Raw genomic sequence first — 26934 nt, forward strand, 5'->3', positions numbered from 1 at the left:
TGAGAAGGAGATTCAATTGGCAAGAATCGTTGTTGTAACATCTGGGAAGGGGGGGGTTGGCAAAACCACAACCAGTGCTGCTATTGCCATGGGGCTGGCAAAAAAAGGGCATAAAACGGCTGTCATCGATTTTGACGTCGGTTTGCGTAATCTGGATTTGATTATGGGGTGCGAGCGTCGTGTGGTGTACGATTTTGTCAATGTTATCAATGGTGAAGCAAATCTTAATCAGGCGCTGATCCGGGACAAGAATTGTAATCAGCTTTATATTCTTCCTGCATCACAAACGCGTGATAAGGATGCGTTGAATCTGGAAGGTGTTGGCAAAGTACTGGAGGAACTTTCCAAAGATTTTAAATATATTGTGTGCGATTCTCCTGCGGGTATTGAGAAAGGAGCTTATCTGGCCATGTATTATGCGGACGATGCTTTCGTTGTGACCAATCCGGAAGTTTCGTCCGTAAGAGATTCGGATCGCATGCTGGGAATACTGGCAAGTAAATCGCGTCGGGCTGAATTGAACATGGAACCCATCAAGGAATATCTGCTGCTGTCGCGCTATGATCCGGAACGGGTTGAATCGGGTGAAATGCTGAGCCTGGAAGATGTGCAGGAGATTCTGTCACTGCATTTGCTTGGCGTTATTCCTGAATCCAAAGCGGTATTGAATGCGTCAAACGCGGGAATTCCTGTGGTTCTGGATGAAAAAAGCGACGCCGGACAAGCTTATGCAGATGTGGTGGCGCGTTATCTTGGTGAAAAAAGACCTCTTCGTTTTATCGATGGCAAGAAAGGTTTCTTTAGAAAGCTGTTTGGAGGGTAAATAATGAGCTTACTGGATTATTTCAGATCGTCTAAATCTAAGACAGCTTCGGTTGCCAAGGAAAGATTGCAGATCCTTGTCGCTCATGAGCGCTATTACCGCGACAAGCCATCCTATCTGCCGCAGCTGCAGGAAGAACTGATGCAGGTTATCCGGAAATACGTACAAGTAGATCAGGATGCCATATCTGTAAAATTTGATCAGGATGACAATCAGGAAACACTGGAGCTGAATATCATTTTGCCGGATACGCAAAATACCCGGAATACCCAGCAGGGTATGATCCGGAATGCGCTTTAGGAGACCCCCTGAAATTGGCTTTCAAGCAAGCCATGGTGTTGTATGGTGCTTGCTGATTCATTTGTCCATTTGATATATCCTGTTTGCGTTCTGTGCGCCTTGCGCTTTATTCCATACAACCTGATTTCTGGAGGCGTCTATCAGATTGCTGAAATTCATCAGGAAGTTTTTACGAGGGCCTGGCTGCCAGATCTCCTGAGATGACTTGCGTTGCGCTTTTTTGTTTTTCCGAGTTGGATGCCAGCAGAGCAGGGTGCAGGAAATGGATTCTGGCTGTGATTCTGATTTTGGCTGGATGTGCTGGGCCGGATGTCCGTCATGCCGAGGTAAGAACAGTAGTTATCCAGCCTGTATATGAACAGGCTGGTATTTTGGAGAAACCTTTTGTGCTGATCGGCAGGCTGGTAGTAAATGCCCGGCAGCAGAAGTTCTCGGGTGGAATACGCTGGCACCATACCGGGCAGAGTGATGAAATTTATTTGTTTTCTCCCCTTGGACAGGTTGTTGCAGAAATCCTCCAAGATCAGACTGGGGTTCGTCTGGCAACTTCCGAACCGGCGATCTATCAGGCACAAAGTGCAGAATATCTTACCAGCCAGGTATTGGGCTGGGAATTGCCTCTTGCCGGTTTGCAGTTCTGGGTGCGCGGAGAACATTTTCCAGGTACCGTCGCTGAAAAGGATCTGGATCAGCGTAATCATGTCGTGGCAATTCGCCAGGATGGATGGAATATCGTCTATCAGAGTTATTACCCGGAGCAGTCGACCGTTCCGGCCTTGCCCAGGTTACTGGAGTTCAGTCGTCAAGGTATAAAGATGAAGCTGATCGTTGATCGTTGGGAGGGCGAGACGGGAAGGGCTACTGGAGCGGACAGAAAGCTGCCGTAATGGTTCTTCATTTTCATATAAGGCATGAATATATTTCCAGCGCCGGCCAAACTTAATCTGTTTCTGCATGTGATCGGCTGTCGAGATGACGGTTACCATTTGCTGCAGACTGTTTTTCGCTTTATCAACTACTCGGATAGGCTGCGTTTTGACGTCACTCGTGATGGTGTCATCGGACATGCGAATTTGATTCCCGGCCTTCCGGAAGCGGATGATTTATGTGTGCGGGCAGCAAAATTGTTACGGCAACAGTCCGGCAGAGAGTCACTCGGAGTGAAAATTCATTTGGAAAAGAACATTCCGGTAGGAGGAGGGCTGGGCGGAGGAAGCTCCGATGCGGCTACAACGCTGATTGCTCTGAACAGGCTATGGGGGATTGATTGGGAAAGAGAACGTTTAATGGCGCTGGGGCTGGAACTGGGTGCCGATGTCCCGGTATTTATTTACGGCAGGAATGCATTTGCTGAAGGCATTGGTGAAAAACTGGAGGAAGTCGATTTGCTACCCGCCTGGTACGTCGTTCTGACACCACCTGTTCGGATTTCCACAGCAATGGTTTTTGCCAGCAAGGAGTTGACACGAAACACGATTCCTATCAAAATGGCGGCCTTTTCCATGGTGCAGGGACATAATGATCTTGAGCCGGTTGCAATGCGCTTGCAGCCTGTTATTGCTGAATGGCTGGATTGGTTAAAACAGCAACATGGATTGACAAAAGTAGCAATGAGTGGTTCCGGATCATGTGTATTTGCAGAATTCCCTTCCGAATCAACTGCGCAGGCGATATTCGGACAATTGCCTGATGGCATGAGTGGTTTTGTCGCACCAGGGCTTGCAAGACATCCTTTGCTGGATTTTTAGAATATTTTGGGGAGTCGCCAAGTGGTAAGGCACCGGATTTTGATTCCGGCATTCGTAGGTTCGATCCCTACCTCCCCAGCCAAATTCTGCCAAATCTATCCGTGCCACCTTTTAAACCGGAAGTAAAAGTTACCTATGTCCTATGACAGCCTGATGGTTTTTACCGGAACGGCCAATCCCAAGCTGGCACATGATGTGGTCAAGTACCTGAATATCAATCTTGGGCGTGCAACCGTGGGGCGCTTCAGCGATGGTGAGATCATGGTGGAAATACTTGAAAATGTCAGGGGTAACGATGTTTTTGTATTGCAATCCACCTGTGCACCGACTAACGACAGCCTGATGGAAATTCTGGTGATTGTTGACGCACTGAAACGTGCGTCAGCCAGCCGTGTTACCACGGCGATTCCTTATTTCGGCTATGCGCGACAGGATAGGCGAACCCGTTCTGCACGGGTGCCTATTACAGCCAAGGTTGTGGCAAACATGCTAAGTAGCGTCGGTGTCGACAGGGTGTTGACCATGGATCTGCATTCCGATCAGATCCAGGGGTTTTTTGATATTCCTGTGGATAATATTTATGGCACGCCAACATTGCTGGGCGATATCTGGAAGCATGATTACCAGAATCTGATTGTGGTATCTCCTGATGTGGGTGGGGTTGTCAGGGCTCGCCACATGGCCAAGCGTCTGGAATGTGATTTGGCCATTATCGACAAGCGGCGTCCCAAACCGAATGAATCTAAGGTCATGAATATCATCGGTGATGTTAGGGGGCGTACCTGTGTAATTATTGACGACATGGTGGATACAGCAAATACATTATGTGAGGCGGCTTCAGCGCTTAAACAGGAGGGTGCAGCCAGCGTGATTGCCTATTCAACGCATGCAGTTTTATCAGGCAGGGCGGTGGAACGCGTACAGAATTCTGATCTGGACAAACTGGTGGTGACGGATACGATTCCCCTAAGAAAAGATGCTATCCAATGTGATCGTATACAGCAATTGAGTGTGGCCAGTTTACTAGGTGAATCCATGCTCAGGGTGAGTAATGAAAGTTCACTGAGCTCGTTATTCATAGAATAAAATAACTTTCTGGTCCGTTCACAGATGGATGGGCTGTTTTCAGGAGAATAGAATGTCAATCGAGATAAGTGCCAACAGTCGTAAATTACATGGAACCGGTGCAAATCGTCGCCTGCGTATCCAAGGAAGATTGCCGGGTGTCATCTACGGGGGGGGCGGTGCCACACAGTCGATAGATCTTGATCACAAGGATCTCTATTACAAGCTGAAAACAGATGCCTTTCATGCATCGATACTGTCAATTGATGTAGATGGCAAAAAAGAACAAGTGCTTTTGCGTGATGTGCAGATGCATCCGTTCAAGCAACAGGTATTGCATATTGATTTTCAGCGTATTAAACAGGATCAGAAAATTAACGTGAAGATCCCTCTGAATTTCATTAACGCTGACGTGGCACCGGGAGTGAAATTGTCAGGCGGGATCATCAGTCATGTGGCAACTGAAATTGAAATATCTTGCTTGCCTAAAGATTTGCCTGAATCCATTACGGTGGACTTGTCGGAAATGGTAGCCGGTAGCACGATACACACAAGCGACCTGAATCTGCCGGAAAATGTTGAAATACCAGCCTTGTTGAGAGGTGATAATCAGCCAATCTCCAGTCTTATCGTGCCACGAGGCGGCGAGACTGCCAGTGAATCTGATGAAGAATCAGCCTGATTCTGCCTGATTTCTGTTTATGCGCCAGAGTATATTGCTCTGGCGTGATTCTTGTTATTCTGAAATTCAATTCTCTTTTACCAAATCGTCTGCTGTCGGGACCGTACTGAACTATGGAATTACCCATAAGGCTGGTGGCTGGCCTTGGCAATCCGGGTGAAAAATATGCTTCGACCCGTCATAATGTCGGTTTTGATTGGCTGGATCATCTGGCCGGCTTGCAGCGGGCTGCATTCGCACTGGAAACCCGATTCCGAGGATTATGCACGCGTATTATTCAATCTGATACTGATATCTGGTTGCTCAAACCGCAAACCTACATGAATGTCAGTGGTATGTCAGTTGCTGCTATATGCCGCTATTACAAGATAGCACCCGAGCAGATACTGATCGTTCATGATGAACTGGATCTGCAGCCTGGCATTATCAGGCTGAAATTCGGTGGTGGAACCGGGGGGCACAATGGTCTTAAAAGTATCGTTGCTGATCTTTCCAGTCAGGCTTTCTGGCGATTGCGGATCGGCGTGGGACATCCCGGGGATCGAAATCAGGTGGTGGATTATGTCCTGCATCCCCCGCGTAAGGAAGAAGCCGTGTTGATTGATGAGGCAATAGATCACAGCATGCAGGTATGGCCATTAATCGCCCGGGGGGATTTTTCCGTGGCAATGCAGCGACTGCATACCCGGCAGGAAAACTGACAATACTGTTTTATCTGAAAATAACTATTCTGGTACAACTTTCAGGAAATCGATGGAAACCGGATTATGAGCTTGAAATGTGGAATCGTCGGTTTGCCCAATGTTGGCAAATCCACTTTATTTAATGCATTGACCAAAGCGGGTATCGCTGCAGAAAACTATCCATTCTGCACCATCGAACCCAATGTTGGCATCGTTGAAGTGCCTGATTCACGCCTTACAGAGCTGAGCAAAATCGTCAATCCACAGCGCGTGCAACCGGCCATCGTAGAATTTGTCGATATTGCCGGGTTGGTGGCAGGTGCTTCCAGGGGAGAAGGACTGGGTAACCAGTTTCTTGCCAATATTCGTGAAACAGACGCCATCGTCAATGTTGTGCGCTGTTTCGATGACCCAAACGTTGTGCACGTCGCTGGTAAGATCGATCCACTAGCCGATATCGAAGTCATTCTGACCGAACTGGCACTGGCTGATCTTGCAACCGTGGACAAAGCCATTGCACGTGACGGCAAGAAAGCGAAATCCGGTGACAAGGAAGCAATCAAACTGGTTGCGGTGCTTGAAAAACTGGTACCTCACCTTAATCAGGGACAGCCGGCGCGCACGTTTCCGCTTTCGGACGAAGAAAAGGAAATCATTCAGCCGCTGTGTCTGTTGACGATCAAACCCGCCATGTACGTGGGGAATGTGCTGGAAAACGGCTTCGAGAACAATCCGTATCTTGATCATCTGCGTGAGTACGCAGCAAAAGAAAATGCACCGGTCGTGGCGCTGTGTGCCAAGATCGAAGCCGAGTTGGCCGATCTAGACGAAGCAGATAAAAAGGAATTTCTGGCTGATCTGGGGCTGGAAGAACCCGGTCTCAATCGCCTGATTCGCGCAGGTTACGATCTGCTCGGCCTGCAAACCTATTTCACTGCCGGTGTCAAGGAAGTACGCGCCTGGACCATACACAAGGGCAATACCGCTCCGCAGGCAGCGGGCGTTATCCACACCGATTTCGAGAAAGGTTTCATCCGTGCACAAACCATATCCTATGCTGATTTCATTGCGTGTGACGGTGAAGCCGGCGCGAAGGAGAAAGGTAGAATGCGGGTGGAAGGTAAGGATTACATCGTTCAGGATGGAGATGTAATGCATTTCCTGTTCAACGTCTAATCTAAACAAGCCTTTTCTCAACATTTCATAAAATTGCTTTGAAGCCCTGAAACAACGCTAGAACCCCGGAAATTCCGGGGATTTTCGATTATATAGAGATTGTGCCTAGTCCTTGCTCGTACAAAGTGACTGTGCTGGTCTATGTGAGGGTTGGATTGGATGTCTGGGGGGGCGTATATGATCTTCCGTTGGCCAATAAAATTGGCGCGACTAAAGACTGACATGGTCAGAATGTTGCGAAGCCGAGCGGTAGCTTAATGATTAATATCGTTTGAGTGCGAGGAGAAGCACGCCTCCTGCGATCATTGCAATTCCGAGCCATTCCTGAAACGATGGACGTTCTTCCAGAAAAATGAAAGCAAATGTAGCCACTAGTACCAGGCTGAATTTGTCCACGGGTGCAACCTTGGATGCATCGCCGATCTTGAGTGCCCGAAAATAGCACACCCAGGAGGCTCCTGTAGCTAAACCGGATAGACCAAGAAACAGCCATGTTTTGGGTGATAATTCAAAGGGGTTGGTCCATTTACCGGTGGAAGCCACAAATACAGATAAAACAATAATGATAATGGCTGTCCAGATCAAGGTGGCCAGATCAGAATCTACGTCTTGAATGCCTATCTTGACGAAAATAGCAGTTAATGCCGCGAAAACAGCGGATAACAGTGCCCAATAGAACCAGTCGTTTGAAGTCACTCCTGATCTCCCGGCAGATCATCAGTCATACCGAATTCGATTGGTATTTTGATATAGAACATGTTAATTTTTTCATCGTGTAGCCGTTGAAACAGACGTTTGCTCTCTGCTTCACTAAGTGCCATTGTTATCTCGATGGGTTGATCCGCCAGCTCAAAGAAACGTGCAGCGTGTAATTTGCGATCACGCCCGAAACCTTCGGTTGCTGCAATCAAGGTTGCGCCACCGATTCCAAGTTTATGGGCTTCTTCAATCAACCAGTTGCTCAGGAACTGACGCTTGTGCGTGCGGTTCTGCTGAGTGAAGAATGTCAATTGATAACCTTGCATAATGCCTCTTTTATATCATAGGTGCTTGCAAATGTCGTAGGTGGCTAGCCCTAGAAATGTCATTAATAATGAGCCAAATACGTGGGCTGACATAGCTACGCCTGCCCATAACAGGCGCTCTTGCTGAATCAATGTAGCGACTTCTGCTGAAAATGTTGAGAAAGTTGTCAAGCCTCCCAGAAATCCGGTAATGATGAACAGCCGCCATTCGGGAGACAAGCCTGCATGCTGACCAAAGTACGCGATTGCTACGCCTACTAAATAACCACCAAGCATATTGGCCAGCCATGTTCCTGGTGGAATGGTTGGGAACAGCGCGTTGAGGGTCATACCCAGGCTCCAGCGCAGGATGGCCCCCAGTGACGCCCCCAGCGATATTGCCAGCAGGGAGCGGATCATGACATTGGTTTCCATGTTTTATAAAGTAGATTTACACCGGCATATCGTGGGGTTCAACATTTTAGGAAGCAATTATCTCGATCATCTGGAACTGATAGTGGTATCCAGACGGAGTTGTTCAGAAATAGGTATTCTACTGTTTTTCTTATCTCGCTTTTGTATCAGATAGTTTCTCAATTACCCCAGATATAACAATTTGAGTATTTCTGGTGTTGCTACAGCTAGATCAAGTGGAGAATTACAGAACCCTTGGTATGGATTTTATTGAGATTAACAGATACTAAACTGGAAACTTGACTTGATTGGTTGGATATAAAATAGAATTATGGAGAAGTTTACGGATGGAAATAAATTTGTATCACGGACACTTATAAAACTATATTTTTCAGGCACAATGAAAAACCGCCCCGGAGGGGCGGTTACATTTGTTTTTTCATGTTTTCCTTTTTATTGCTTGTTTGTTTGTTCTGCTTCCTGATTCGCTGTTTGATCTGTTGCTTGGTCTACTTTATCCGGCATTGTGCTACGTTCCATCATCATGCTTGGTGGGTAGTTACCGGGTTTGTCCGTATCAATACATCCAGTCAAGCCAGTTGAAGCTACTAGCAGAGCAGCAGCGGTAAGTATGAGTTTCATTTTCAGTCTCCTATAAGAAAAATATATTGACAATATAGCTCTTCTCACTGTTTAGACCTGTTGCCTTCCTTTTCAGAAGACAACTATTTAATGCCAGATATTATGGTCGTTGTCAATATGTTTTTAATTTTTTTAGGTTTGATTTCTCACTCTCTTGGGGCGCAAGATGCTTTTGTGCGTAGATTTTTTGTATGAGAGTGAGATGTAATACGTTGTTATTAATTGGTATTGTCGGCAAGATATTGCATGGTATGTTTTTGTTAAACTGGGTGTATTTTTTGAATTTTGAAAAGATAAAGGCTGGAATGAGCCGGGAAAGCCCCAATTAATATCTGAATGAGGGCATGGTGGGCAAAATTGGTCAATTGCCGGATTCGAAATCCTATTTGAGAGAGAAGCCGGATGTATTATCCGGATTGTGGCTGTTCGGGTAGTTTATTTATTTTTATACAAATGCTATGTCTGATTGACGCTTGCCTGGTTAATCGGTATAGTGAGCGACTTTTCCGGGGTGTAGCGTAGTCTGGTAGCGCGCCTGGTTTGGGACCAGGATGTCGGGAGTTCAAATCTCTCCACCCCGACCAATTTTCGTGTCGTTGATACGGGCCAGAGCCCGGTTTGAGTAGAGGTGCCCGTAGCTCAACCGGATAGAGCACCAGCCTTCTAAGCTGGGGGTTACAGGTTCGATTCCTGTCGGGCACGCCAGATTAGGTCTGATCTTGTCTTGATCAGATTAAGTTGGCTTTCAGATCCATGGTGGCTGTAGCTCAGTTGGTAGAGTCCCGGATTGTGATTCCGGTTGTCGTGGGTTCGAGTCCCATCAGCCACCCCATCAATATCAGACCCTAATAATTTACTAGACGGTATTGATTCTGCACGATCGTCATGGCTAGTTTGCAGCTTTTTTGCTGCTTGTCTAACGTTTGTAGATTCGTTTATTGGTTTTTCTCAAGCGATAATACTGTCATGCAGCTCATCTCACTGTCATCCCGCAACGAGTATGGTACGTGCCGGAAGATTTAAGCCAGGTCGCGTTACGATTTTTAACAGGCTGTCGTGTTTTCGTAAGTTATTGATTTAAAGAGAATCATGATTGAATGCAGTAAGCTGCGTTACAGTAAGTAAGAGCAAGAGTCTAAATCTGGCAGGTTCTAGAAATTTTCATAGCGGTTAATATCAAAAATACCTGCCTGCAAGGGTTGTCGTTGTTTTTGCCAGGCTGTGATGTCGTGTAGGATCTGCCAGAACTGCGGATGTGTACGCCGTATTCCCCAGGTTTCTACAATTTGTTCGAATTCCTTTGTTTCTTCTGCTTTGCTGAGCCTCGATACAAACTCTTCGATTTGTGCAAGGGGAACGTTGAACATGAAATTGGGATAGCTGCCAGTAATGCCCGGGTAAATAGTGACGTGGTCTTTCTGCGGCTGATAGCGCAGCTCTTCTCCCAACATGAAGGCAACGTTGCTATGAGCGCGATCTCTCAGCAGTGTATAAACTGTACGCTCTTTCTTTTGCTCATGTGTGACGCGGATGAATGTTACCTCCGGAAGCTGGATGATTCCGGGCAGGTTGGCAGCGGGTCGTGCGGCAATAGCAGATAATGCATGGTCAGCCTGTTGTATCCAGAGTGGTTGGTCACCACGCCCACAGATTTCTTTTTTGCAGCGGTTCAGCGGATCATGTGGTACAGCATTGATAGATTGGAAATGTTCAAGTATGTTCGATGCCAGCTCCAATTTTGGGTTGTCCGTGGTGAAGTGTTCGGCTGATGGCGAGTTATCGTCAATGTTGTTATAGATGATACCAAACTTCAATTTGCCCAAATTCTGATACCAGTCGCTTAATACGGTTTTTCGTTGTCCAGCTGGAAGCAGCCGGATAAAATTTTGTTCCGAGCCGTTGCGGATCAGGTCAAAATAAAGCCGTGTCAGGATCTGATGAGCAACGTTGCCGAATACATTGAAATTGACGACCAGCTGGTAGTAGGTTTGCTCCAGCAGGGGGTAATCCATTAGCCAGATAGTCTGAGGAATAGCTCCAGCAAGTCCTTTCACGACGGAAGCGCTATTGTGATGGCGGAAAATAGTCAACAAGGCATTCTTATTGTGACCATCGCCATTCCAGGCATGAGTGAGTGATGCTCCTTGTGGCTGTTGCTGGACATAATTTTTCTGGCGCAATGCCAGATAATTATTATGGCGTTTGAGATAACGCAGCCAGTTTTCACCGGCATCAAGCAAATTATCATTCTGACCGGGTACGCCCAATAAAGGGATGACCTGATGCTGATAAACATTATTGGTAACAAAGAGGTCGGATTCCGGGGATAGGAATAGTGTCCAGAAGTGATCACGAATCACATCGGTTGCAATTTGGCCACGGCAAACCGGTCCGTGAATGAAGGTGCGCACAAAGTATTCCGCTTCGTCCAGCATAAATTGATAGCGCGCGCGTGCTGGTATGGCAGCAAAAGTAACAAATGGATTGGCGCGTTCTGTGTACCCATAACCGGGCAAATCATCCACAGTCCAGTCTTCGCTGTAAAACAGTTCGCTGATACGCTTCAATTTTTCCTGGTCAAGCGGGTAAAAGATACGACGTTTGTGCGTGATTACGCCCGATATCGGGCGCAGACGATAGAAGAACGATCCGCCCGGGTCATCATTCGGGCTGACGGTAGCGATCGGTATGACAGCTTCACCAGGAGGGGTAGACGAGCGCAATAGCTCGAAAAAACGGGGTTCATCTCCGGATTCCGGAAAATACAAGTAAGCTAGAAACAAGTGTTCGTACAACCAGCGCGCCACCAGCCGACTGCGATTGTCTTCCCAGTTGAATAGGGTTTCCCACGCCAGAATTGCCTGTTCTTCATCCCGTGTCAGGGTAACAGTGGGTTCAATTGGTATCACGGCTCCCTGATCCAGCCATCCGGCCAGAAGTGAGTATTCCTGATCAGTCAGGCCACTGGTGCCAAGTGGCATACCTTCATAGGGATGATCGTGTGCATAATCGTCAAATTCTCCTTCGAGAACACATTGGTTTTCGCGGGAAAAACCTGTTTCGATTGTGTCGGGCAGTTTGCTGTTGGGCGGGAGCGGAAACTGTTTTTTCAGGGAGATCATTCTTTTCAGCAATGCCTGAGATTGTTTCTTTTCTGATTGCAATACAGAATAAAATCCCTGCTTGCGCCAACCATCGGCAGTCAGTTCATCGATTCCCAGGCGGGTAGGTTTCGCTGCTTCGGTGCGTGTACTGCTATATACCAGTTCCTGGGAAGCGCCGCGCAGCAAACCTTCGGTATTCTCCAGTTTAAGCTGGCAGGGTGCGTCAAAACAACTGTGGCAGGAAAGGCATTTGGCCTCAATGATCGGCTGGACTTCCCTTGTGAAAGAAACCAGGTGCTGCGCAGGTGGGGGTAAATCGACCGGTGTGGGTAACTCAGTGCGAAACGGAGTCGAAAGGCTGCTTGGCAGAGAATGTTTGCTGTCCTGGCATGCAGACAGCATAAAAATGAGACTTGGCAAAAAATATAGGAATGGGTAATGTATACGCACCGACAAGCTCCAGAATCAGATCAGGTAGAGCGGATTTTATCCCAAGGCCCATACTACCGGAAGCGACGGAAGTGAATCGAGAGAAGTCTTCTTTTGAAATACAGTCTTTGCCTACGTACCAAAAACATCTTCCCACAGTCGAAAGACCGCCTGCCTGGCATTACTTAAATAATTGTTTGTTACGCGAGCAAACTTCTGGGATGCATCTTTCAACAGGGTTGTGCCGGTGGCTTCAGGTATGCCGCTCAGTCGGAGTTGGTGCTGTGTGCGTCGGAGTTCACGATAGGCGACAAGGGCTGCGTTTGCTTTCCCGGCGGATGTCAGCCCAAGTTCTCCTGCAAGCTTGAGTAAGGCGATGTTACCGATATTTCCGGTCAATTGTGGATAGTGGTGTGCGTAACCCAGAACCAGATACTGCACGATAAACTCCACATCGATAATGCCACCATGATCATGCTTGATATCGAACAACGGCGTGGAATTCGGGTGCGCTTCCAGCATTCTGGTTCGCATCATCAGAATTTCACGTTTGAGGTTTACCAGGTCACGTGGCTGGCAAAGAATGTCTTTACGTATCTGCTCAAATTTCTTGCCTACATTACAATTACCAATGACAAAGCGTGCGCGTGTCAGTGCTTGGTGTTCCCACACCCATGCCTGTTCATGTTGGTACAGGGAGAAAGCCTCAATAGAATTAACCAGTAATCCGCTGGTGCCATTCGGACGTAATCTCAGATCCGTCTCGTAAAGTACGCCAGCGGAAGTATGACTGGTGAGCCATAGATTGATATTTTGGGCAAGCTTGGTATAAGTCTCCATGGCATCAGGATGATTGTCCTGATAAAGATAGACAATATCGAGATCGGATACGTAACCCAGTTCTTTTCCCCCAAGTTTTCCGTAGCCGATAATGGCAAAAACGGGTGATTTCCGGTGTTTCTTTTTTAATCCCTGCCAGGCGAGTTGCAAAACATTGTCGAGAATAATATCGGCCAGTGCAGTTAAATGATCGCTGAGTGTTTCCAGTAATAAATTTCCTTCGAGATCAACGGCGAGCAGACGAAATACCTGTGCATGCTGAAAATGTCGTAATACATCCATTTGCCATTCCATCATTTGTGCCTTGGGTATATTGGCATGATGCAGCTGATGGGTAAGCTCTGTTTTAAGCGTTGGCCAGTCTGGCAAAGTATGCAAGCCGGATGGGGCGAGCAGTTCGTCCAGCAGAATCGGGTGTTTGCCAAGATAATCGCTGGCCCACTGGCTGACGCTGACCAGCTTGGCTACTCGCAGCAGGGTTTGCGGATATTCCTGCAATAAAGCAAGATAGGCTGAATATTGTCCGATTTTTTCGAGTAATTGCAGCATGCGCTCCAGGGTGATTTCCACTGGGGGAACCCGGGCCGCCACTTCCATCAATGTTGGCATCAGTTCCAGGAGGCGTTCCTGGTTAGGATGGCTCAGTTGCCGGAAGATAGTGCTATCGTAAAATCTCTGAACGCGCGCAGTAACTTTGTCTGGATCGGTATATCCCAGTGTTTTCAGCTGGTTACTGAAAGCCTTGACTATCTCATTATCGTTGGTCTGCCCGGGTCTGATCCGGGCAAACGTGCCGGGTCTTACGGCTTTACGGCGTGCTGCAAAAATCTGTTCAAAATGGCGGGTAACATTCTGGCGGTGCAGATCGAGGTGCTTGAGAAAGCTGTTGTAATCGGCAAACCCCATGCTTTTTGCAATCAGTGCCTGATCATCCGGATTTTGTGGCAGGTTTTGAGTTTGCTGATCATCCAGATATTGCAGGCGGTGTTCGAGTTTGCGCAGAAAGCAGTAAGCTTCGACCAACTCTTCAACCGTCTGTTCGGGAAGTGGCTGTTTCTGTTTTAATCGCTGCAGAACACCAAGCGTGGGACGGATACATAGATCGGCATCCCGTCCACCCCGGATGAGCTGAAACACCTGCGTGATAAATTCAATCTCGCGGATTCCACCGGGGCCCAGCTTGATATTATCGTGTAGCTCGCGTCGATCTACTTCTTTTCGCAGTTGTATATGCAGGCTGCGCATTGCCTCATAGGCTTCAAAATCCAGATATTTGCGGAATACGAAAGGACGTACGATTAATTCCATCAAGGCTGCTTCAGCGATGGATGAACCGGAGATTACACGACTCTTGATCCAGGCATGGCGTTCCCATTCGCGGCCCTGTGTGACAAAGTAATCTTCAAGCATAGTCAGACTGATGGCGAGTGGACTGTTTTCACCGTACGGACGCAATCGCATATCGACACGAAACACATAACCGTCCGCGGTATAATCATTCAGACTTGCAATCAGCTTTTGCCCGAGTCTGACAAAAAATTCATGATTGGTAATGGATTTTCTGCCATCCGTTTCGCCGTCTTCGGGATAAATAAAAATCAGATCCACATCAGAGGATACATTGAGTTCGCCCCCTCCCAGCTTTCCCATGGCTACAATCAGTAATTGTTGCTCTGCACCGGTTTTTTCTCCTGTTGGTTTGCCAAAGTGTCCTGGTTGCGTCATTACCGCATGGAGAAATTCAAGTGAAAACTGGATCGTTACATCGGCCAGCGTAGTCATGGTTGACATGACTTCGTGCAAATCAGCCAGTCCGGCCAGATCGCGTGTCGCCAGCCGAAGCATGACACGTTTGCGCAGTTGACGCAGTAAACGGTGTAAATCCGACTCATCTGTCAGGCATGCTGAAGGATTTTGCAGAAAATCAAGCATTTCTTCCCGCGTAAAGAGGTGATGTAATTGTTCCAGGAGTTCCTGCCAAAGTTTGGGCTCGCTTTCCAGCACTCGCTTTAAGTACTGGCTGTAAGGCAGGATGCTGTTCACAATAGAGGCTTCCTGGGATGTGCTGGTTGGCGTCGTCATAGAAGAAAGATGAGCAGTTACGGGACAAGTCGTATGAAGTTGATGTGGCTGGTTTTATAGTTCTGATGTATCACAAGGTGCATCCAGAAATCGGCTGTTGTGTGAGCAGTGGTGGCGCACCCTGCATGTTACTTTGCACAGCTTATTTTTAGAGATACGTTGACCGCTTCGCATAAAATGTCTTGTTTTTACTGTAGCGCATGATTTTGCGGAAATGATATCCCGTTGAAGGGTGTAAAGACTGTTATTTCTCATAATGGACAATAAATTTCAGGTAACGGATGAGATATTCCGGGAGCCGGTTTCGTATTGAGTCGGTTTATGCCACGTTACTTTCTGCGTTATTGTGTGATTTGCCTGGGTTGGGCAGGCAGATTTCTTTTGGTTGGCGTAATATTTTTCTGTCTGGTGCTGCTTGCATTGCGTTACTGGATTTTGCCGGATATCGGGCAGTATCGTTCTGATATCGTTGCAGCGCTTACCTATGTTGCCGGGCAGCCAGTGCAGGTTGATACCATCCAGGCGAGCTGGGATGGGTTGCGTCCACATTTGTTGATGCAAGGTGTCAGTGTGCATGATCAACAAGACCAGCCGGTATTGGTTTTTCCGGGGATAGAAGGCACCGTTTCGTGGCGATCAATGTTGCGTGGTGAACTGAATTTTCACGAGATTGTGATTGACCGCCCAGCCCTGATAACGCGTCGGGATGCGGAGGGTTTGCTGCATATTGCGGGTATCACTCTGAGCGGGGGCCGGCAGGAAAGTGGATTTCTTGACTGGCTGCTGCGTCAGCGCCGCTTGATTGTGAAACAGGCAAGCATCTACTGGCAGGATGAATTACATCGTGATTCGGTACATTATTTTGAATCGGTTGATTTGCATCTGCAGAACAAACGGGGAGGCAAGCATCATCAATTCGGGTTGCGGGCCCAATCATCCAATTCCCTGTTTTCTGAGGTGGATATGCGTGGAGATTTGACTGGTGATTCGGTGCAGACATTGTCAGCATGGCAAGGGCGCTTGTTTGTTCAATTGAAGGATTTCAATCTGGAACGCTGGCAGAAGAGGGTAACGCTGCCGGATGATCTGCTGCTTGAGCATGGGACAGGCAGCATGCGTGCCTGGGCGGATATTGGTGCCGGTAAATTCTCGCGCTGGGTGGCAGATATCAATTTGCAGGAAGTAGCAGTTCGTTTTGCGCCGCATTTACCTCTGCTGGAAGTGGATCATTTGTATGGTCGTGCTGGATGGAGCAAAACAGAAGATATACAGGGCACAAATGAGCAGTGGTTTGTTCGTGATTTAGGTGTTGAATTGAAAGATTTATCTTTGGTCGGGCCAGTTGCAGCATCGTGGCGTGTGCTGGATCGCAAGGACAGTAGTCCATCTGAATACAGGTTGCAGGCGGAAAGGCTCGACCTGAGTGTGCTGACCAGACTTGTCGCCGGTCTGCCACCGGACAATGTTATACATGAATTCCTGTCCGAATTATCACCGCGTGGCACTGTAAAACGTGCAAATCTCGAATGGCAGGGCAGTTGGTCTGAAAAACCACCTTTCAAAGTGAGTGCTGTCTTCAGTGATCTTGCCGTGCAGTCATTTGGCAAATATCCTGCATTTAGCGGCGCAAGCGGGATTATCCATACTACAGAAACAAGTGGCTCCCTGTTTCTGTCTTCGAAAAATATGGAAATCAGTAGGACGCAGCAACCGGAAGAAAAATTACGCCTGGATGCATTGATCGGGCGTGTGGACTGGGAAATTGCACGCGATCATGAAACGCTGAAGTTCAATAACATTATTTTTGCGAATGATGCTGGAAATGGGGTGCTCCAGGGGAACTACACTTTTAATGGCGATTTGCCTGGGCAGATTGATCTGACGGGGCGTTTATCACAGGCTGATATGTCTCTTCTTGGTCAATACATTGCCTGGTGGATTGAGGAAAGCACGATGAACGAGATTAGCAAAGCTGTCATCTCGGGGCAGTTGCATGATGCAAGGTTTCACATCAAGGGCGCATTGAATAATCAGTCAGCTGACAAAAGAGAGGAAACAGGTCGATTATCCATCCGTGCGGAAACGGATATTAGCAATGTCGACGTCAAAATCCCGGATAGCTGGCCGGAAGTTTCCGGGATGACAGGACATGTCTCGATACAGGATGGCGCTCTGGATATATCGCTTTCTTCTGCCAGTATTTCCGACATCAGGTTACAGAAATTTATGCTGCAATCCAGCGATTTGTATGCAGAACAGCCGAAAATCAGGATAAAGGGAGTGGCGGAGGGAGAGACTGATGAGATAGTTGCTTTATTGCGCAAGACAGATGTAAACCAGCATATCGATGAGTTATTGAACCGGGTTGAATTTTCTGGAAAGGGACGGTTACAGGCAGATGTTTCCTTGTCGCTTTCTCAAGAAAAATTTTCCGTTGCCGGAATGCAGGGGCAGTATCAATTTATGAATAATCGGATCAATTTTGACCGATATGTTCCTGATTTCTATCAAGTCAATGGATTCTTGGTGTTTACTGAGAATGATATGGCGCTGGAGGGTATTCGTGCCCAGGTACTGGGTGGTCCAGCTGAGATATCTTCTGTTACTACGCCGGAAGGGGATACGCATATTACTGCAAGCGGACGGGTTGATTTTGATCGTTTTCAGGCGGATGGGGGTACAACCGAGCCAATAAATTTATCGCACCTCTGGACACAGTTCATGCAAGGAAGTGCCGACTGGCAGTGTGGAATAAATATCGGACACAATCAGGCCAGTATCGTGATTGAGTCTTCTCTGGAAGGAATGGCGCTTACATTACCAGCTCCTTTTTCCAAAACAGCAGCGGAAGTTATCCCATTACGTTTGGAAAAGTATTTTACCTGGCCGCATGACGATCGTACCCGTTTACGCTACGGGGATGTTGCTACCGTAGAGTTTCAGCGTATTCATGAAGAAGCGCATCGTTACCATCCGGTACGTGGCATCATCCATTTTGGCGGAAAAGGGGTGTTGCCACAGGATCAGATTACCCGGATTGAGGGTGCAGTTCCCAGGCTGGAATGGGATCAGTGGCGGGAATTGTTTCGGAGGCACGCTGAAGCGGATGTCTCAATTGATCGTACAGCGCGTGGATTGGATAATATCCTGACCAGATCAGTACAGTTTGATTTGAGAATCGGGCAGTTTGAGTTTCTGTCCAGCTACTTCAACGATGTCCATCTTGCTATCGACAGGCAGGATAATGCCTGGCAAACGCAGGTTTCCAGCCGTGAGGTTGCTGGCAAGATAGATTGGCATACAGTATCTCCACAGAAAGTGGTAGCGCGTCTGGACAGATTGATTATGCCGGAGGCTGCGCCTGAATCTGTATTACTGCAGCACAATCTTGCTGGTCCTGGAGATTGGCCGGCTATGGACATTGAAGCCGATGAACTGATCATGGATGGTGTGTTGCTGGGCCAGATGAAATTGAGTGCTGTGCAAAAACAGAATGGCTGGGAGGTGGAGAATCTGGATATCAGACATCCAGATAGCAGGTTGCAGGCCAGGGGATTGTGGGAAAATCATAATCCGCCTTATCGAGTGTTCAGTCATGTTTGGCTGCAATCGGATAACATCGGTAAATTTCTGAAGCGCTATGGTTACCCAAGTCGTATCGCGCGTGGTAAGGGAACAGTAGCAGGTGATCTGGAATGGGTAGGTAGACCGTTTTCAATCAGCTTTCCCACTTTATCCGGTGATCTGCAGTTTGATGCTCATGCTGGGCAGTTCATAGAACTGAAGCCTGGTATCGGCAGATTGTTGGGGATTTTCGATCTGAAATCCTTGCCTCGCAGATTGACATTGGACTTTTATGATGTATTTGGTAAAGGATTCAGTTTTGATGAACTGGGTGGGCATGTTGTTATCCGGAACGGCATGGCTTCGACTGATAGTTTATATATTTCCGGAAGTTCGGCCGAACTTGTCCTAAGCGGAGAGTGGAATTTGGTAAATGAGACTCAGGCCTTGAATTTGAAAGTATTTCCCTCATTTGGATTGGTAACACCCATTGCTGGCATTGCTGCCATGATTGCTTCGGGAACGCTGCAGGATCCTTTTGACCGGGTGCTGCTTAATGAATACGCTATAACCGGCAGCTGGAGTGATCCGATCGTAGTCAGGTTGAGTGAAGAGATACCGCTTGAACAGCCATGAGTCGCTATACAGCTCAGCCCGGAGCAAAATCAATAAAATTGTTTTAGATGGGCTGTCAAAATTGTGTCATCCGGGCTGGATACAATAAAAATTGCAGAAAGATCTAACATTCACATGCTTGTTATTAAAATGAAAATCCGAGTTCGGAGCAGAGAAAAAGGAAAGCTGAACATGAACAGCTTGACAGTACTAATTAAATGCAGGAAGGGGGAGAATTATGTTGACTGACACAAATGTTGAATTGGCTACTTTTCCCAGCGCATGTGCTGATTCCAAGGTGCGGGTGGCAGCTGTACAGATGGCTTCCGGCCCCAGTGTAACAGCTAACCTTGAGGAGGCTTTTCGATTGATTGAAGAGGCTGCTGCAAAAGGAGCTCAACTGGTGGTATTGCCGGAATATTTCTGTATCATGGGAATGAAGGATACTGATAAGCTGGCAGTGCGTGAAAATCCCGGGGAAGGTGAAATTCAGAACTTCTTGAGCGAAACTGCCAAACGATTCGGTATCTGGCTGGCAGGGGGATCGGTACCTTTGGTTTCACCGCTCTCGGATAAGGTGTACAACAGCTGCCTGGTGTACGATGAACACGGTCAACAGGTGGCACGATACGATAAAATCCACCTGTTCGGGTTATCATTGGGTAACGAGAATTTCGCTGAGAAAAGAACGATTGATGCTGGGAACCGGGTGGTCGCAATTGATTCACCTTTTGGTCGGATGGGGTTGTCCATCTGCTACGATTTACGTTTTCCCGAGCTGTACCGCATGATGGGCAAGGTAGATATTATTCTTGCACCCGCTGCGTTTACCGCTATTACCGGCAAGGCTCACTGGGAGACACTGATTCGTGCTCGTGCGATTGAGAACCAGGCTTATCTGATTGCGCCGGCGCAGGGAGGGTTTCATGTGAGCGGACGTGAGACTAATGGCGATAGTATGATTGTTGACCCGTGGGGTGTAATTATTGATCGCCTTCCACGCGGAGCCGGGGTGGTACTTGCAGAAATCGATCGTGTATATCAGTCAAGCGTACGGGCAAGTCTGCCCGCATTGGAGCATCGGTGCTTGCTTGCCTGTTGAGAAGATATAATTATTAACCTTCATTTTCTGCAGGTTATTGCCTTGGCTACCATCTTGCGGCCGTGGTTTACTTGCCTGTTTAACTAATGAACTTATTTCTGAAATGATGGATTCATTTGCAATAGCCGATCAGTACCTGCTGGCCCCGTATGAACTGAATACAGACAGGCTTCAGGATGTATTTGGCCAAATTCTTACCCACCGCATTGATTATGCTGATATTTATTTTCAGTATAGTCGATCGGAAGGCTGGGTGCTGGAAGAGGGCATTGTCAAATCGGGCAGTTTTAGTATTAGTCAGGGAGTCGGGGTGCGAGCTGTCAGCGGAGAAAAAACTGCCTTTGCCTATTCGGATGATATCAGTAGCCAGGCTCTGATTTCTGCAGCTCGAGCAACGCGCGCAATTGCTGCTCAAGGTAGCGAAACGCAGGCACGTATAGCAGGCTTATCAGGAAATAATATCCAGCAAGCGCTATATTACCCGTCTCTGGATCCTATCGTTCTTAGTCAGGATCTTGACAAGATCGGGTTACTTGAACGACTGGAAAGGTTTGTGCGCGCACTGGATAAAAGAGTTATTCAGGTCATGGCATCGCTGGCCGGAGAGTATGAGGTGATCATGGTTGCACGCAGTGATGGTTTGCTCGCTGCTGACGTGCGACCTCTGGTGCGAGTGTCTCTGCAGGTTATAGTCGAGGAAAATGGTCAGCGGGAGCAGGGTGTTGCTGGAGGTGGAGGACGTTTTGACTATGGCTATTTTACCGATTTGGTACTACAGGATTATGCGCGTAAGGCTGTTCATCAGGCAGTAACAAATCTGGTATCAAAACCGGCTCCGGCAGGAAGCATGACGGTTGTGCTGGGTAATGGGTGGCCGGGTATTTTGCTGCATGAGGCAATTGGCCATGGCCTTGAGGCAGATTTTAACCGCAAGGGAAGTTCAGCTTTTTCCGGGCGTATCGGAGAGCGAGTGGCCGCACCAGGTGTGACGGTGGTCGATGATGGCACAATAGGTGATCGTCGCGGATCATTGAATATTGATGATGAAGGTAATCCAACGCAACGCACCGTATTGATTGAAGATGGTATTCTCAAAGGCTATCTTCAGGATAACTTGAATGCCCGACTGATGAATCAATCTGTTACCGGTAACGGCCGCCGTGAATCATTCGCACATATTCCCATGCCACGCATGACGAATACCTGCATGCTGAATGGTGACAAAGAACCGGAAGAAATCATTGCTTCTGTTAAACATGGCCTGTATGCCGCTAATTTTGGGGGAGGACAGGTTGATATTACCAGTGGTAAATTCGTATTTTCTGCTGCAGAAGCTTATATGATTGAAAATGGTAAAATTACTTATCCAGTGAAAGGGGCAACACTGATTGGTAACGGTCCTGATGTGCTGACTCGCGTTTCCATGATTGGCAATGATCTGACACTGGATCCCGGAGTTGGTACGTGCGGTAAGGAAGGACAAAGTGTTCCGGTGGGTGTTGGACAACCAACTTTACGGATAGATGGATTAACGGTGGGAGGCACAAACGGGTAGCTCTGCATGCTGGCATTATCTGCGTGTTTTACTAGAGCGATTGATGAGGAGTAAATATATAATTCAAGCAATATGGCTGAATATTGCTCATTTCGCATCCGTATATTTGTAGCGAATGAAGAAAATATGGAAAGATCGCCACTTTTAATTTATCAATAAAAGCAGTGGTGCTTTTTCTGTATTGCAATTTTTATTTCGGATTTCGGATGTTAAGGCATTCAATAGGCCTGATTACTTTATAATCTGCAAACGATATAACGTGGGTATTGCATTGATTTTAATTAAAAAATGAGAAAAATTATTTTAAATCTGGGAATTTCCTGGTATGAGTACTGAATTGACAGGTGCTGAAATCACAATACGCTGTCTGCAGGAGGAAGGGGTAAGTCATATTTTTGGTTATCCTGGTGGTGCCGTGTTGTTCCTGTACGATGAGCTGTTCAAACAAGATAAAATCAAGCATATTCTGGTTCGCCATGAGCAGGCTGCACTCCACGCAGCAGATGGCTATGCACGTTCCAGCAATAAAGTAGGTGTGGCTCTGGTTACATCCGGCCCAGGTGTTACGAATGCTGTAACAGGCATTGCTACCGCCTTCATGGATTCGATTCCGATGGTGATTATCAGTGGGCAGGTGCCAACGGCAGCCATTGGTCAGGATGCATTCCAGGAAGTGGACACGGTGGGGATTACGCGTCCGTGCGTCAAACATAATTTTCTGGTGAAAGATGTAGCAGAGCTGGCCACAACGATCAAGAAAGCTTTTTATATTGCATCCACGGGGCGCCCTGGGCCTGTTTTGGTAGATATTCCCAAGGATGTCACGCAACAAAAGGCTGAGTTTAACTATCCTGCCAATATCTCACTGCGTTCTTATGCCCCGGTCGTTACAGGAGATGCTCAGCAGATTAAAAAAGCCATCCAGATGATTCTGGAAGCAAAACGTCCCATGGTCTATTTTGGGGGCGGTGTAATTCTGGATAACGCTTCAGCGGAATTAGCAGAATTTGTGCGGATGCTGAATTTTCCGTGTACCGGTACACTCATGGGGTTGGGAGGCTATCCATCAACTGATCGGCAGTTTGTCGGAATGCTGGGTATGCATGGTACTTACGAGGCAAATATGGCTATGCAATACTGCGATGTGCTGATCGCAGTAGGCGCCCGTTTTGATGACCGGGTTATCGGAAATCCCAAGCATTTCTGTAATGAAGAAAGGAAAATTATCCATATTGATATTGACCCATCATCAATTTCCAAGCGTGTCAAAGTGGATGTTCCTATTGTGGGGGGCGTATCTGCGGTATTAAAAGAGCTGAACACGCTGTTCAAGGCAAGCAGGGAAACAACAGATGCCAATGCCTTGTTTAAATGGTGGGAGCAGATTGAGTTGTGGCGTGCGCGTGACTGTCTGAAATACGATCGGGCGACTCATATAATCAAACCCCAAATGGTAGTTGAAAAGCTGTGTGAAATAACCGACGGAGATGCTTTTGTTACATCTGATGTTGGGCAACATCAAATGTGGGCAGCGCAGTTTTATAAATTTGACAAGCCGCGCCGCTGGATCAATTCAGGAGGTCTGGGTACGATGGGATTCGGCTTGCCTGCAGCAATGGGTGTGCAGATGGCTAACCCGGAAAGCAGGGTGGCTTGTATTACCGGAGAGGCGAGTATTCAGATGTGTATACAGGAGCTATCCACCTGCAAACAGTATCACCTGCCGATCAAGATTATCAATCTTAACAATCGCTACATGGGAATGGTGCGGCAATGGCAGGAATTTTTTCATGGCAATCGTTACGCTGAATCCTATGTGGATGCGTTACCCGATTTTGTTAAGTTGGCTGAGAGTTACGGGCATGTCGGCATGCGAATCGATAAACCGGAAGATATTGATGGTGCACTGAGAGAAGCCTTCAAACTGGAAGAACAACTTGTATTTATAGATTTTATTACGGATCAAACCGAGAATGTTTTTCCTATGGTGCCCGGTGGCAAGGGTCTGTCCGAAATGATTCTGGTATAACAGCATGCGACATATTATTTCTTTACTCATGGAAAATGAGGCGGGTGCTCTATCTCGAGTGGCCGGCTTGTTTTCTGCCCGTGGTTACAATATCGAATCCCTGTCTGTTGCACCTACCGAAGATCCGACACTGTCTCGTATGACGTTGGTCACGAATGGCCCTGAAGAAATCATTGAACAGATTACCAAGCAGCTCAACAAGTTAATCGAGGTTGTCAAGTTAATTGATTTGAGTGATGAGGGTTATGTTGAGCGAGAGCTCATGCTGATAAAGATGAGGGCGGTGGATAAGGATCGCGAGGAGATGAAGCGGCTTGTCGATATTTTTCGAGGCAACATCATTGATGTTACAAATAAAATCTACACCATAGAGCTTACGGGTACCAGATCAAAGTTGGATGGTTTTTTGCAGGCAGTAGATCGCAATCTGATTCTGGAGATAGCCAGGACGGGTGTGTCTGGTCTTGGCCGTGGAGAACGGATTTTAAAGCTGTAAATTTTTACTGGAATCTGGCGGCGGATTCTGATTTCATCGATAGCATCATCTGCTGATGCGACTGCATAAACACTCAGAAAGGAAAATAATGAAAGTCTATTACGATAAAGATGCGGATCTGTCCCTTATCAAGAAAAAGAAAGTCGCCATCATTGGCTATGGTTCACAAGGACATGCACATGCCAATAATCTGAATGATTCGGGTGTCGAGGTTGTCATCGGCTTGCGTAAGGATGGGGCATCGTGGAATAAAGCAAAAAAAGCCAACTTGATCGTGAAAGAAGTTGACAAGGCAGTCAAGGATGCTGATGTCGTCATGCTGCTACTGCCAGATGAGCAGATGGCATCGATCTATCAGACTGAAGTTGAGCCGGTACTGAAAAAAAATGCCACACTTGCTTTTGCGCATGGTTTCAACATTCATTACGGTCAGATCGTTCCCCGTGAAGATTTGGATATCATCATGATTGCACCCAAGGGACCCGGTCATCTGGTGCGTTCCACTTATACTCAGGGGGGAGGAGTTCCATCTCTCATCGCCGTCCATCAGGATAAATCCGGGCGGGCGCGTGACCTGGCACTTTCTTATGCTGCTGCAAATGGTGGTACTCGAGGTGGTGTCATTGAAACGACTTTTAAGGAAGAAACAGAAACGGATCTGTTTGGTGAGCAGGTGGTACTATGCGGTGGATTGACATCACTGATTCAGGCGGGATTTGAAACTCTGGTGGAGGCCGGTTATGCACCTGAAATGGCCTATTTCGAATGTCTGCATGAAGTCAAACTGATAGTGGATCTGATTTATGAAGGCGGAATTGCCAATATGCGCTATTCTGTATCAAATAATGCGGAATACGGTGATGTATCCAGAGGCTCCCGTATTATTACTGACGCAACCCGTAATGAGATGCGCAAGATTCTGCGCGAGATTCAGACGGGTGAATATGCGCGAGAATTTATTCTTGAGCATCGTGCGGGTGCGCCCGTACTCAAGTCAAGCCGCCGCCTCGCTGCGGAGCATCCGATTGAGACAGTAGGTACTCGGTTGCGAGATATGATGCCATGGATCAGTAAAAACAAACTGGTTGATCAGGCGAAGAACTGATATATGCCGACTTCTTACTATCCTCATCCGATCATTGCACGTGAAGGTTGGCCTTTTATCTCTGGAGCATTTGTCGTTGCGTTACTAGTGCAAATTTTTGCAGGCTGGCTATGGGCGCTGCCACTATGGCTGATTGCTCTGTTCGTTCTGCAGTTCTTCCGTGATCCGCCGCGGGTTATACCTGCTCTTGCTGGAGCAGTACTGGCCCCGGCGGATGGGCGAATCGTTGCAGTGGATAAAGTTCAGGATCCTTATCTTTCACGTGAAGCGCTGAAAATCAGTGTTTTTATGAATGTTTTCAATGTACATTCAAATCGCAGTCCAGTAGATGGTGAAATACGCAATCAGTGGTATTTCCCCGGGAGCTTTCTAAATGCAAGCCTACCCAAGGCCTCTTTGGAAAATGAGCGCAATGCCTTGTGGATCAGAACTAAAGAGGGGCAGGATGTGACTTGTGTGCAGATCGCTGGCCTGATTGCAAAACGGATTGTTTGCCATGTACACCCCGGGGAGCATCTTGCTCGTGGACAGCGTTTTGGTTTTATTCGCTTTGGTTCGCGTGTTGATGTTTATCTTCCATTAGGGACGAAAGTCCATGTCGGAATTGGCGATAAGGTTCAGGCTACCCAGACGGTATTGGCTGAGTTTCACTGATTATTTATGGCTGAATATATATCTGTTTATGCAGGAATCTGATTCAGAACAACTACCTGTTGCAAATGTCCGCTGGAGAAGGCGAGGTATTTATTTGTTGCCTAATCTTTTCACAACAGCGGCTTTGTTTGCCGGTTTTTATGCGATTGTGCAAGCGATGAATGGCCATTATGAGCATGCTGCCGTGGCTATATTCGTGGCCATGGTATTTGATGGATTGGATGGCCGGGTGGCACGCCTGACGCATACGCAAAGTGAATTTGGTGCAGAATACGATAGTTTATCGGATATGGTTTCATTTGGCGCTGCCCCTGCACTGATCGTGTACGAATGGGCTTTGAAGGACATGGGAAAATTGGGCTGGATTGCTGCCTTTATCTATTGTGCTTGTGCAGCGCTGCGTCTTGCTCGTTTCAATGTATCAATCGAAGTTGTAGACAAGAAATTTTTTCAGGGTCTGCCAAGCCCGGCCGCTGCCGCATTGATTGCGGGTATGATGTGGGTCGCACTGGGGTTTCAGATTGCCGCAGATGATATTAGATGGTTAGCCTGGGCCATGACTCTGTTTGCAGGATTGAGCATGGTAACGAATATTCCCTACTACAGTGGCAAGGAAATCAATCTGCATAGAAAAGTCTCATTTTTCGTGGTAGTGTTGCTGCTCTTGTTTTTCTTCGTCTTGATTCCAAGTCATCCACCTCTCGTGCTGTTTGGATTGTTTCTGACTTACGCATTATCCGGATATGCCATGAAAATCTGGCGATTATGCAAAAACAGAAAACGTGGTGAATTACGTAAGGATATTTGAGTCTATTGCCAGGC

The 26934-nt window shown here is 47.3% G+C and carries 22 protein-coding genes and 4 tRNA genes; 20 read left to right on the forward strand and 6 right to left on the reverse strand.

The window, feature by feature from the left end; genetic code table 11:
• The first annotated feature begins 16 nt into the window (after window positions 1-16).
• The 9 genes from minD (at window position 17) to ychF (ending at window position 6477) form a co-directional block, all read left to right on the forward strand.
• Window positions 17-823 carry a septum site-determining protein MinD gene (gene minD / locus ABO04_RS05165; RefSeq protein WP_160809630.1) on the forward strand — a complete coding sequence of 269 codons (807 nt, stop codon included), beginning with the start codon at window positions 17-19 and terminating at the stop codon, window positions 821-823.
• A 3-nt stretch (window positions 824-826) separates the two neighbouring features.
• Window positions 827-1123 carry a cell division topological specificity factor MinE gene (gene minE, locus ABO04_RS05170; protein WP_160809631.1) on the forward strand — a complete coding sequence of 99 codons (297 nt, stop codon included), beginning with the start codon at window positions 827-829 and terminating at the stop codon, window positions 1121-1123.
• A gap of 275 nt (window positions 1124-1398) precedes the next feature.
• On the forward strand, window positions 1399-2010 hold the full coding sequence (gene lolB / locus ABO04_RS05175; protein ID WP_345852954.1) for a lipoprotein insertase outer membrane protein LolB: 612 nt from the start codon (window positions 1399-1401) through the stop codon (window positions 2008-2010).
• Window positions 2011-2034: 24 nt separating this feature from the next.
• The gene (ispE, locus tag ABO04_RS05180; RefSeq protein WP_160809633.1) at window positions 2035-2871 is read left to right on the forward strand and encodes a 4-(cytidine 5'-diphospho)-2-C-methyl-D-erythritol kinase; all 837 of its coding nucleotides are present in this window, start codon (window positions 2035-2037) and stop codon (window positions 2869-2871) included.
• Between the two features lie 7 nt (window positions 2872-2878).
• Window positions 2879-2953 (forward strand) — tRNA-Gln (locus ABO04_RS05185).
• Between the two features lie 53 nt (window positions 2954-3006).
• Window positions 3007-3957 (forward strand): ribose-phosphate pyrophosphokinase, encoded by a 951-nt coding sequence (locus ABO04_RS05190; RefSeq protein WP_160809634.1) that lies wholly within the window; start codon window positions 3007-3009, stop codon window positions 3955-3957.
• A gap of 52 nt (window positions 3958-4009) precedes the next feature.
• Entirely contained in the window at window positions 4010-4618 is a 609-nt protein-coding gene (locus tag ABO04_RS05195; RefSeq protein ID WP_160809635.1) for a 50S ribosomal protein L25/general stress protein Ctc, read from the forward strand.
• A gap of 113 nt (window positions 4619-4731) precedes the next feature.
• Window positions 4732-5319 carry an aminoacyl-tRNA hydrolase gene (gene pth, locus ABO04_RS05200; RefSeq protein ID WP_160809636.1) on the forward strand — a complete coding sequence of 196 codons (588 nt, stop codon included), beginning with the start codon at window positions 4732-4734 and terminating at the stop codon, window positions 5317-5319.
• A 66-nt stretch (window positions 5320-5385) separates the two neighbouring features.
• A complete protein-coding gene (gene ychF / locus ABO04_RS05205) occupies window positions 5386-6477 on the forward strand; it encodes a redox-regulated ATPase YchF (protein WP_160809637.1) in 1092 nt (363 codons plus the stop codon).
• Between the two features lie 261 nt (window positions 6478-6738).
• Here ychF and ABO04_RS05210 read toward each other — a convergent pair whose 3' ends face one another.
• The 4 genes from ABO04_RS05210 to ABO04_RS05225 form a co-directional block, all read right to left on the reverse strand.
• Complete coding sequence (locus ABO04_RS05210; RefSeq protein ID WP_160809638.1) at window positions 6739-7173, reverse strand: EamA family transporter; 435 nt, start codon at window positions 7171-7173, stop codon at window positions 6739-6741.
• Window positions 7170-7502 (reverse strand): DUF190 domain-containing protein, encoded by a 333-nt coding sequence (locus ABO04_RS05215; RefSeq protein WP_160809639.1) that lies wholly within the window; start codon window positions 7500-7502, stop codon window positions 7170-7172. The genes ABO04_RS05210 and ABO04_RS05215 overlap by 4 nt, the downstream gene beginning before the upstream one ends.
• A gap of 15 nt (window positions 7503-7517) precedes the next feature.
• Complete coding sequence (crcB, locus tag ABO04_RS05220) at window positions 7518-7901, reverse strand: fluoride efflux transporter CrcB (protein ID WP_160809640.1); 384 nt, start codon at window positions 7899-7901, stop codon at window positions 7518-7520.
• A 447-nt stretch (window positions 7902-8348) separates the two neighbouring features.
• Entirely contained in the window at window positions 8349-8537 is a 189-nt protein-coding gene (locus ABO04_RS05225) for a hypothetical protein (RefSeq protein WP_160809641.1), read from the reverse strand.
• 507 nt (window positions 8538-9044) lie between these two features.
• Between ABO04_RS05225 and ABO04_RS05230 the strand changes: the two genes are divergently transcribed.
• From ABO04_RS05230 to ABO04_RS05240, 3 genes are all read left to right on the forward strand, one after another.
• A tRNA-Pro gene (locus tag ABO04_RS05230) sits at window positions 9045-9121 on the forward strand.
• Window positions 9122-9165: 44 nt separating this feature from the next.
• A tRNA-Arg gene (locus ABO04_RS05235) sits at window positions 9166-9242 on the forward strand.
• A gap of 51 nt (window positions 9243-9293) precedes the next feature.
• Window positions 9294-9369, forward strand: a tRNA-His gene (locus ABO04_RS05240).
• Window positions 9370-9688: 319 nt separating this feature from the next.
• On the opposite strand, the gene ABO04_RS05245 is transcribed toward ABO04_RS05240, so the two are convergent.
• Both ABO04_RS05245 and glnE read right to left on the reverse strand, forming a co-directional pair.
• Window positions 9689-12043 (reverse strand): fatty acid cis/trans isomerase, encoded by a 2355-nt coding sequence (locus ABO04_RS05245; RefSeq protein ID WP_160809642.1) that lies wholly within the window; start codon window positions 12041-12043, stop codon window positions 9689-9691.
• 159 nt (window positions 12044-12202) lie between these two features.
• Complete coding sequence (glnE, locus tag ABO04_RS05250; RefSeq protein WP_160809643.1) at window positions 12203-14992, reverse strand: bifunctional [glutamate--ammonia ligase]-adenylyl-L-tyrosine phosphorylase/[glutamate--ammonia-ligase] adenylyltransferase; 2790 nt, start codon at window positions 14990-14992, stop codon at window positions 12203-12205.
• A 321-nt stretch (window positions 14993-15313) separates the two neighbouring features.
• Between glnE and ABO04_RS05255 the strand changes: the two genes are divergently transcribed.
• The 8 genes from ABO04_RS05255 (at window position 15314) to pssA (ending at window position 26920) form a co-directional block, all read left to right on the forward strand.
• Window positions 15314-19192 carry a YhdP family protein gene (locus tag ABO04_RS05255; protein WP_160809644.1) on the forward strand — a complete coding sequence of 1293 codons (3879 nt, stop codon included), beginning with the start codon at window positions 15314-15316 and terminating at the stop codon, window positions 19190-19192.
• 217 nt (window positions 19193-19409) lie between these two features.
• Entirely contained in the window at window positions 19410-20273 is an 864-nt protein-coding gene (locus ABO04_RS05260; RefSeq protein WP_160809645.1) for a carbon-nitrogen hydrolase family protein, read from the forward strand.
• Window positions 20274-20376: 103 nt separating this feature from the next.
• Window positions 20377-21828, forward strand: coding sequence for a metalloprotease TldD (tldD, locus tag ABO04_RS05265; protein WP_160809646.1), 1452 nt, complete (start codon window positions 20377-20379; stop codon window positions 21826-21828).
• Between the two features lie 325 nt (window positions 21829-22153).
• Complete coding sequence (locus ABO04_RS05270; protein WP_160809647.1) at window positions 22154-23857, forward strand: acetolactate synthase 3 catalytic subunit; 1704 nt, start codon at window positions 22154-22156, stop codon at window positions 23855-23857.
• Window positions 23858-23861: 4 nt separating this feature from the next.
• The gene (gene ilvN, locus ABO04_RS05275) at window positions 23862-24353 is read left to right on the forward strand and encodes an acetolactate synthase small subunit (protein WP_160809648.1); all 492 of its coding nucleotides are present in this window, start codon (window positions 23862-23864) and stop codon (window positions 24351-24353) included.
• A 55-nt stretch (window positions 24354-24408) separates the two neighbouring features.
• Entirely contained in the window at window positions 24409-25458 is a 1050-nt protein-coding gene (ilvC, locus tag ABO04_RS05280; protein WP_275689211.1) for a ketol-acid reductoisomerase, read from the forward strand.
• Between the two features lie 3 nt (window positions 25459-25461).
• Window positions 25462-26112 (forward strand): phosphatidylserine decarboxylase, encoded by a 651-nt coding sequence (locus ABO04_RS05285; protein WP_160809650.1) that lies wholly within the window; start codon window positions 25462-25464, stop codon window positions 26110-26112.
• 28 nt (window positions 26113-26140) lie between these two features.
• On the forward strand, window positions 26141-26920 hold the full coding sequence (gene pssA, locus ABO04_RS05290) for a CDP-diacylglycerol--serine O-phosphatidyltransferase (protein ID WP_160809651.1): 780 nt from the start codon (window positions 26141-26143) through the stop codon (window positions 26918-26920).
• The last annotated feature ends 14 nt before the right edge of the window (window positions 26921-26934 follow it).

It is taken from the genome of Nitrosomonas sp. HPC101 (genome assembly GCF_009833125.1).
Taxonomy (GTDB): Bacteria; Pseudomonadota; Gammaproteobacteria; order Burkholderiales; family Nitrosomonadaceae; genus Nitrosomonas.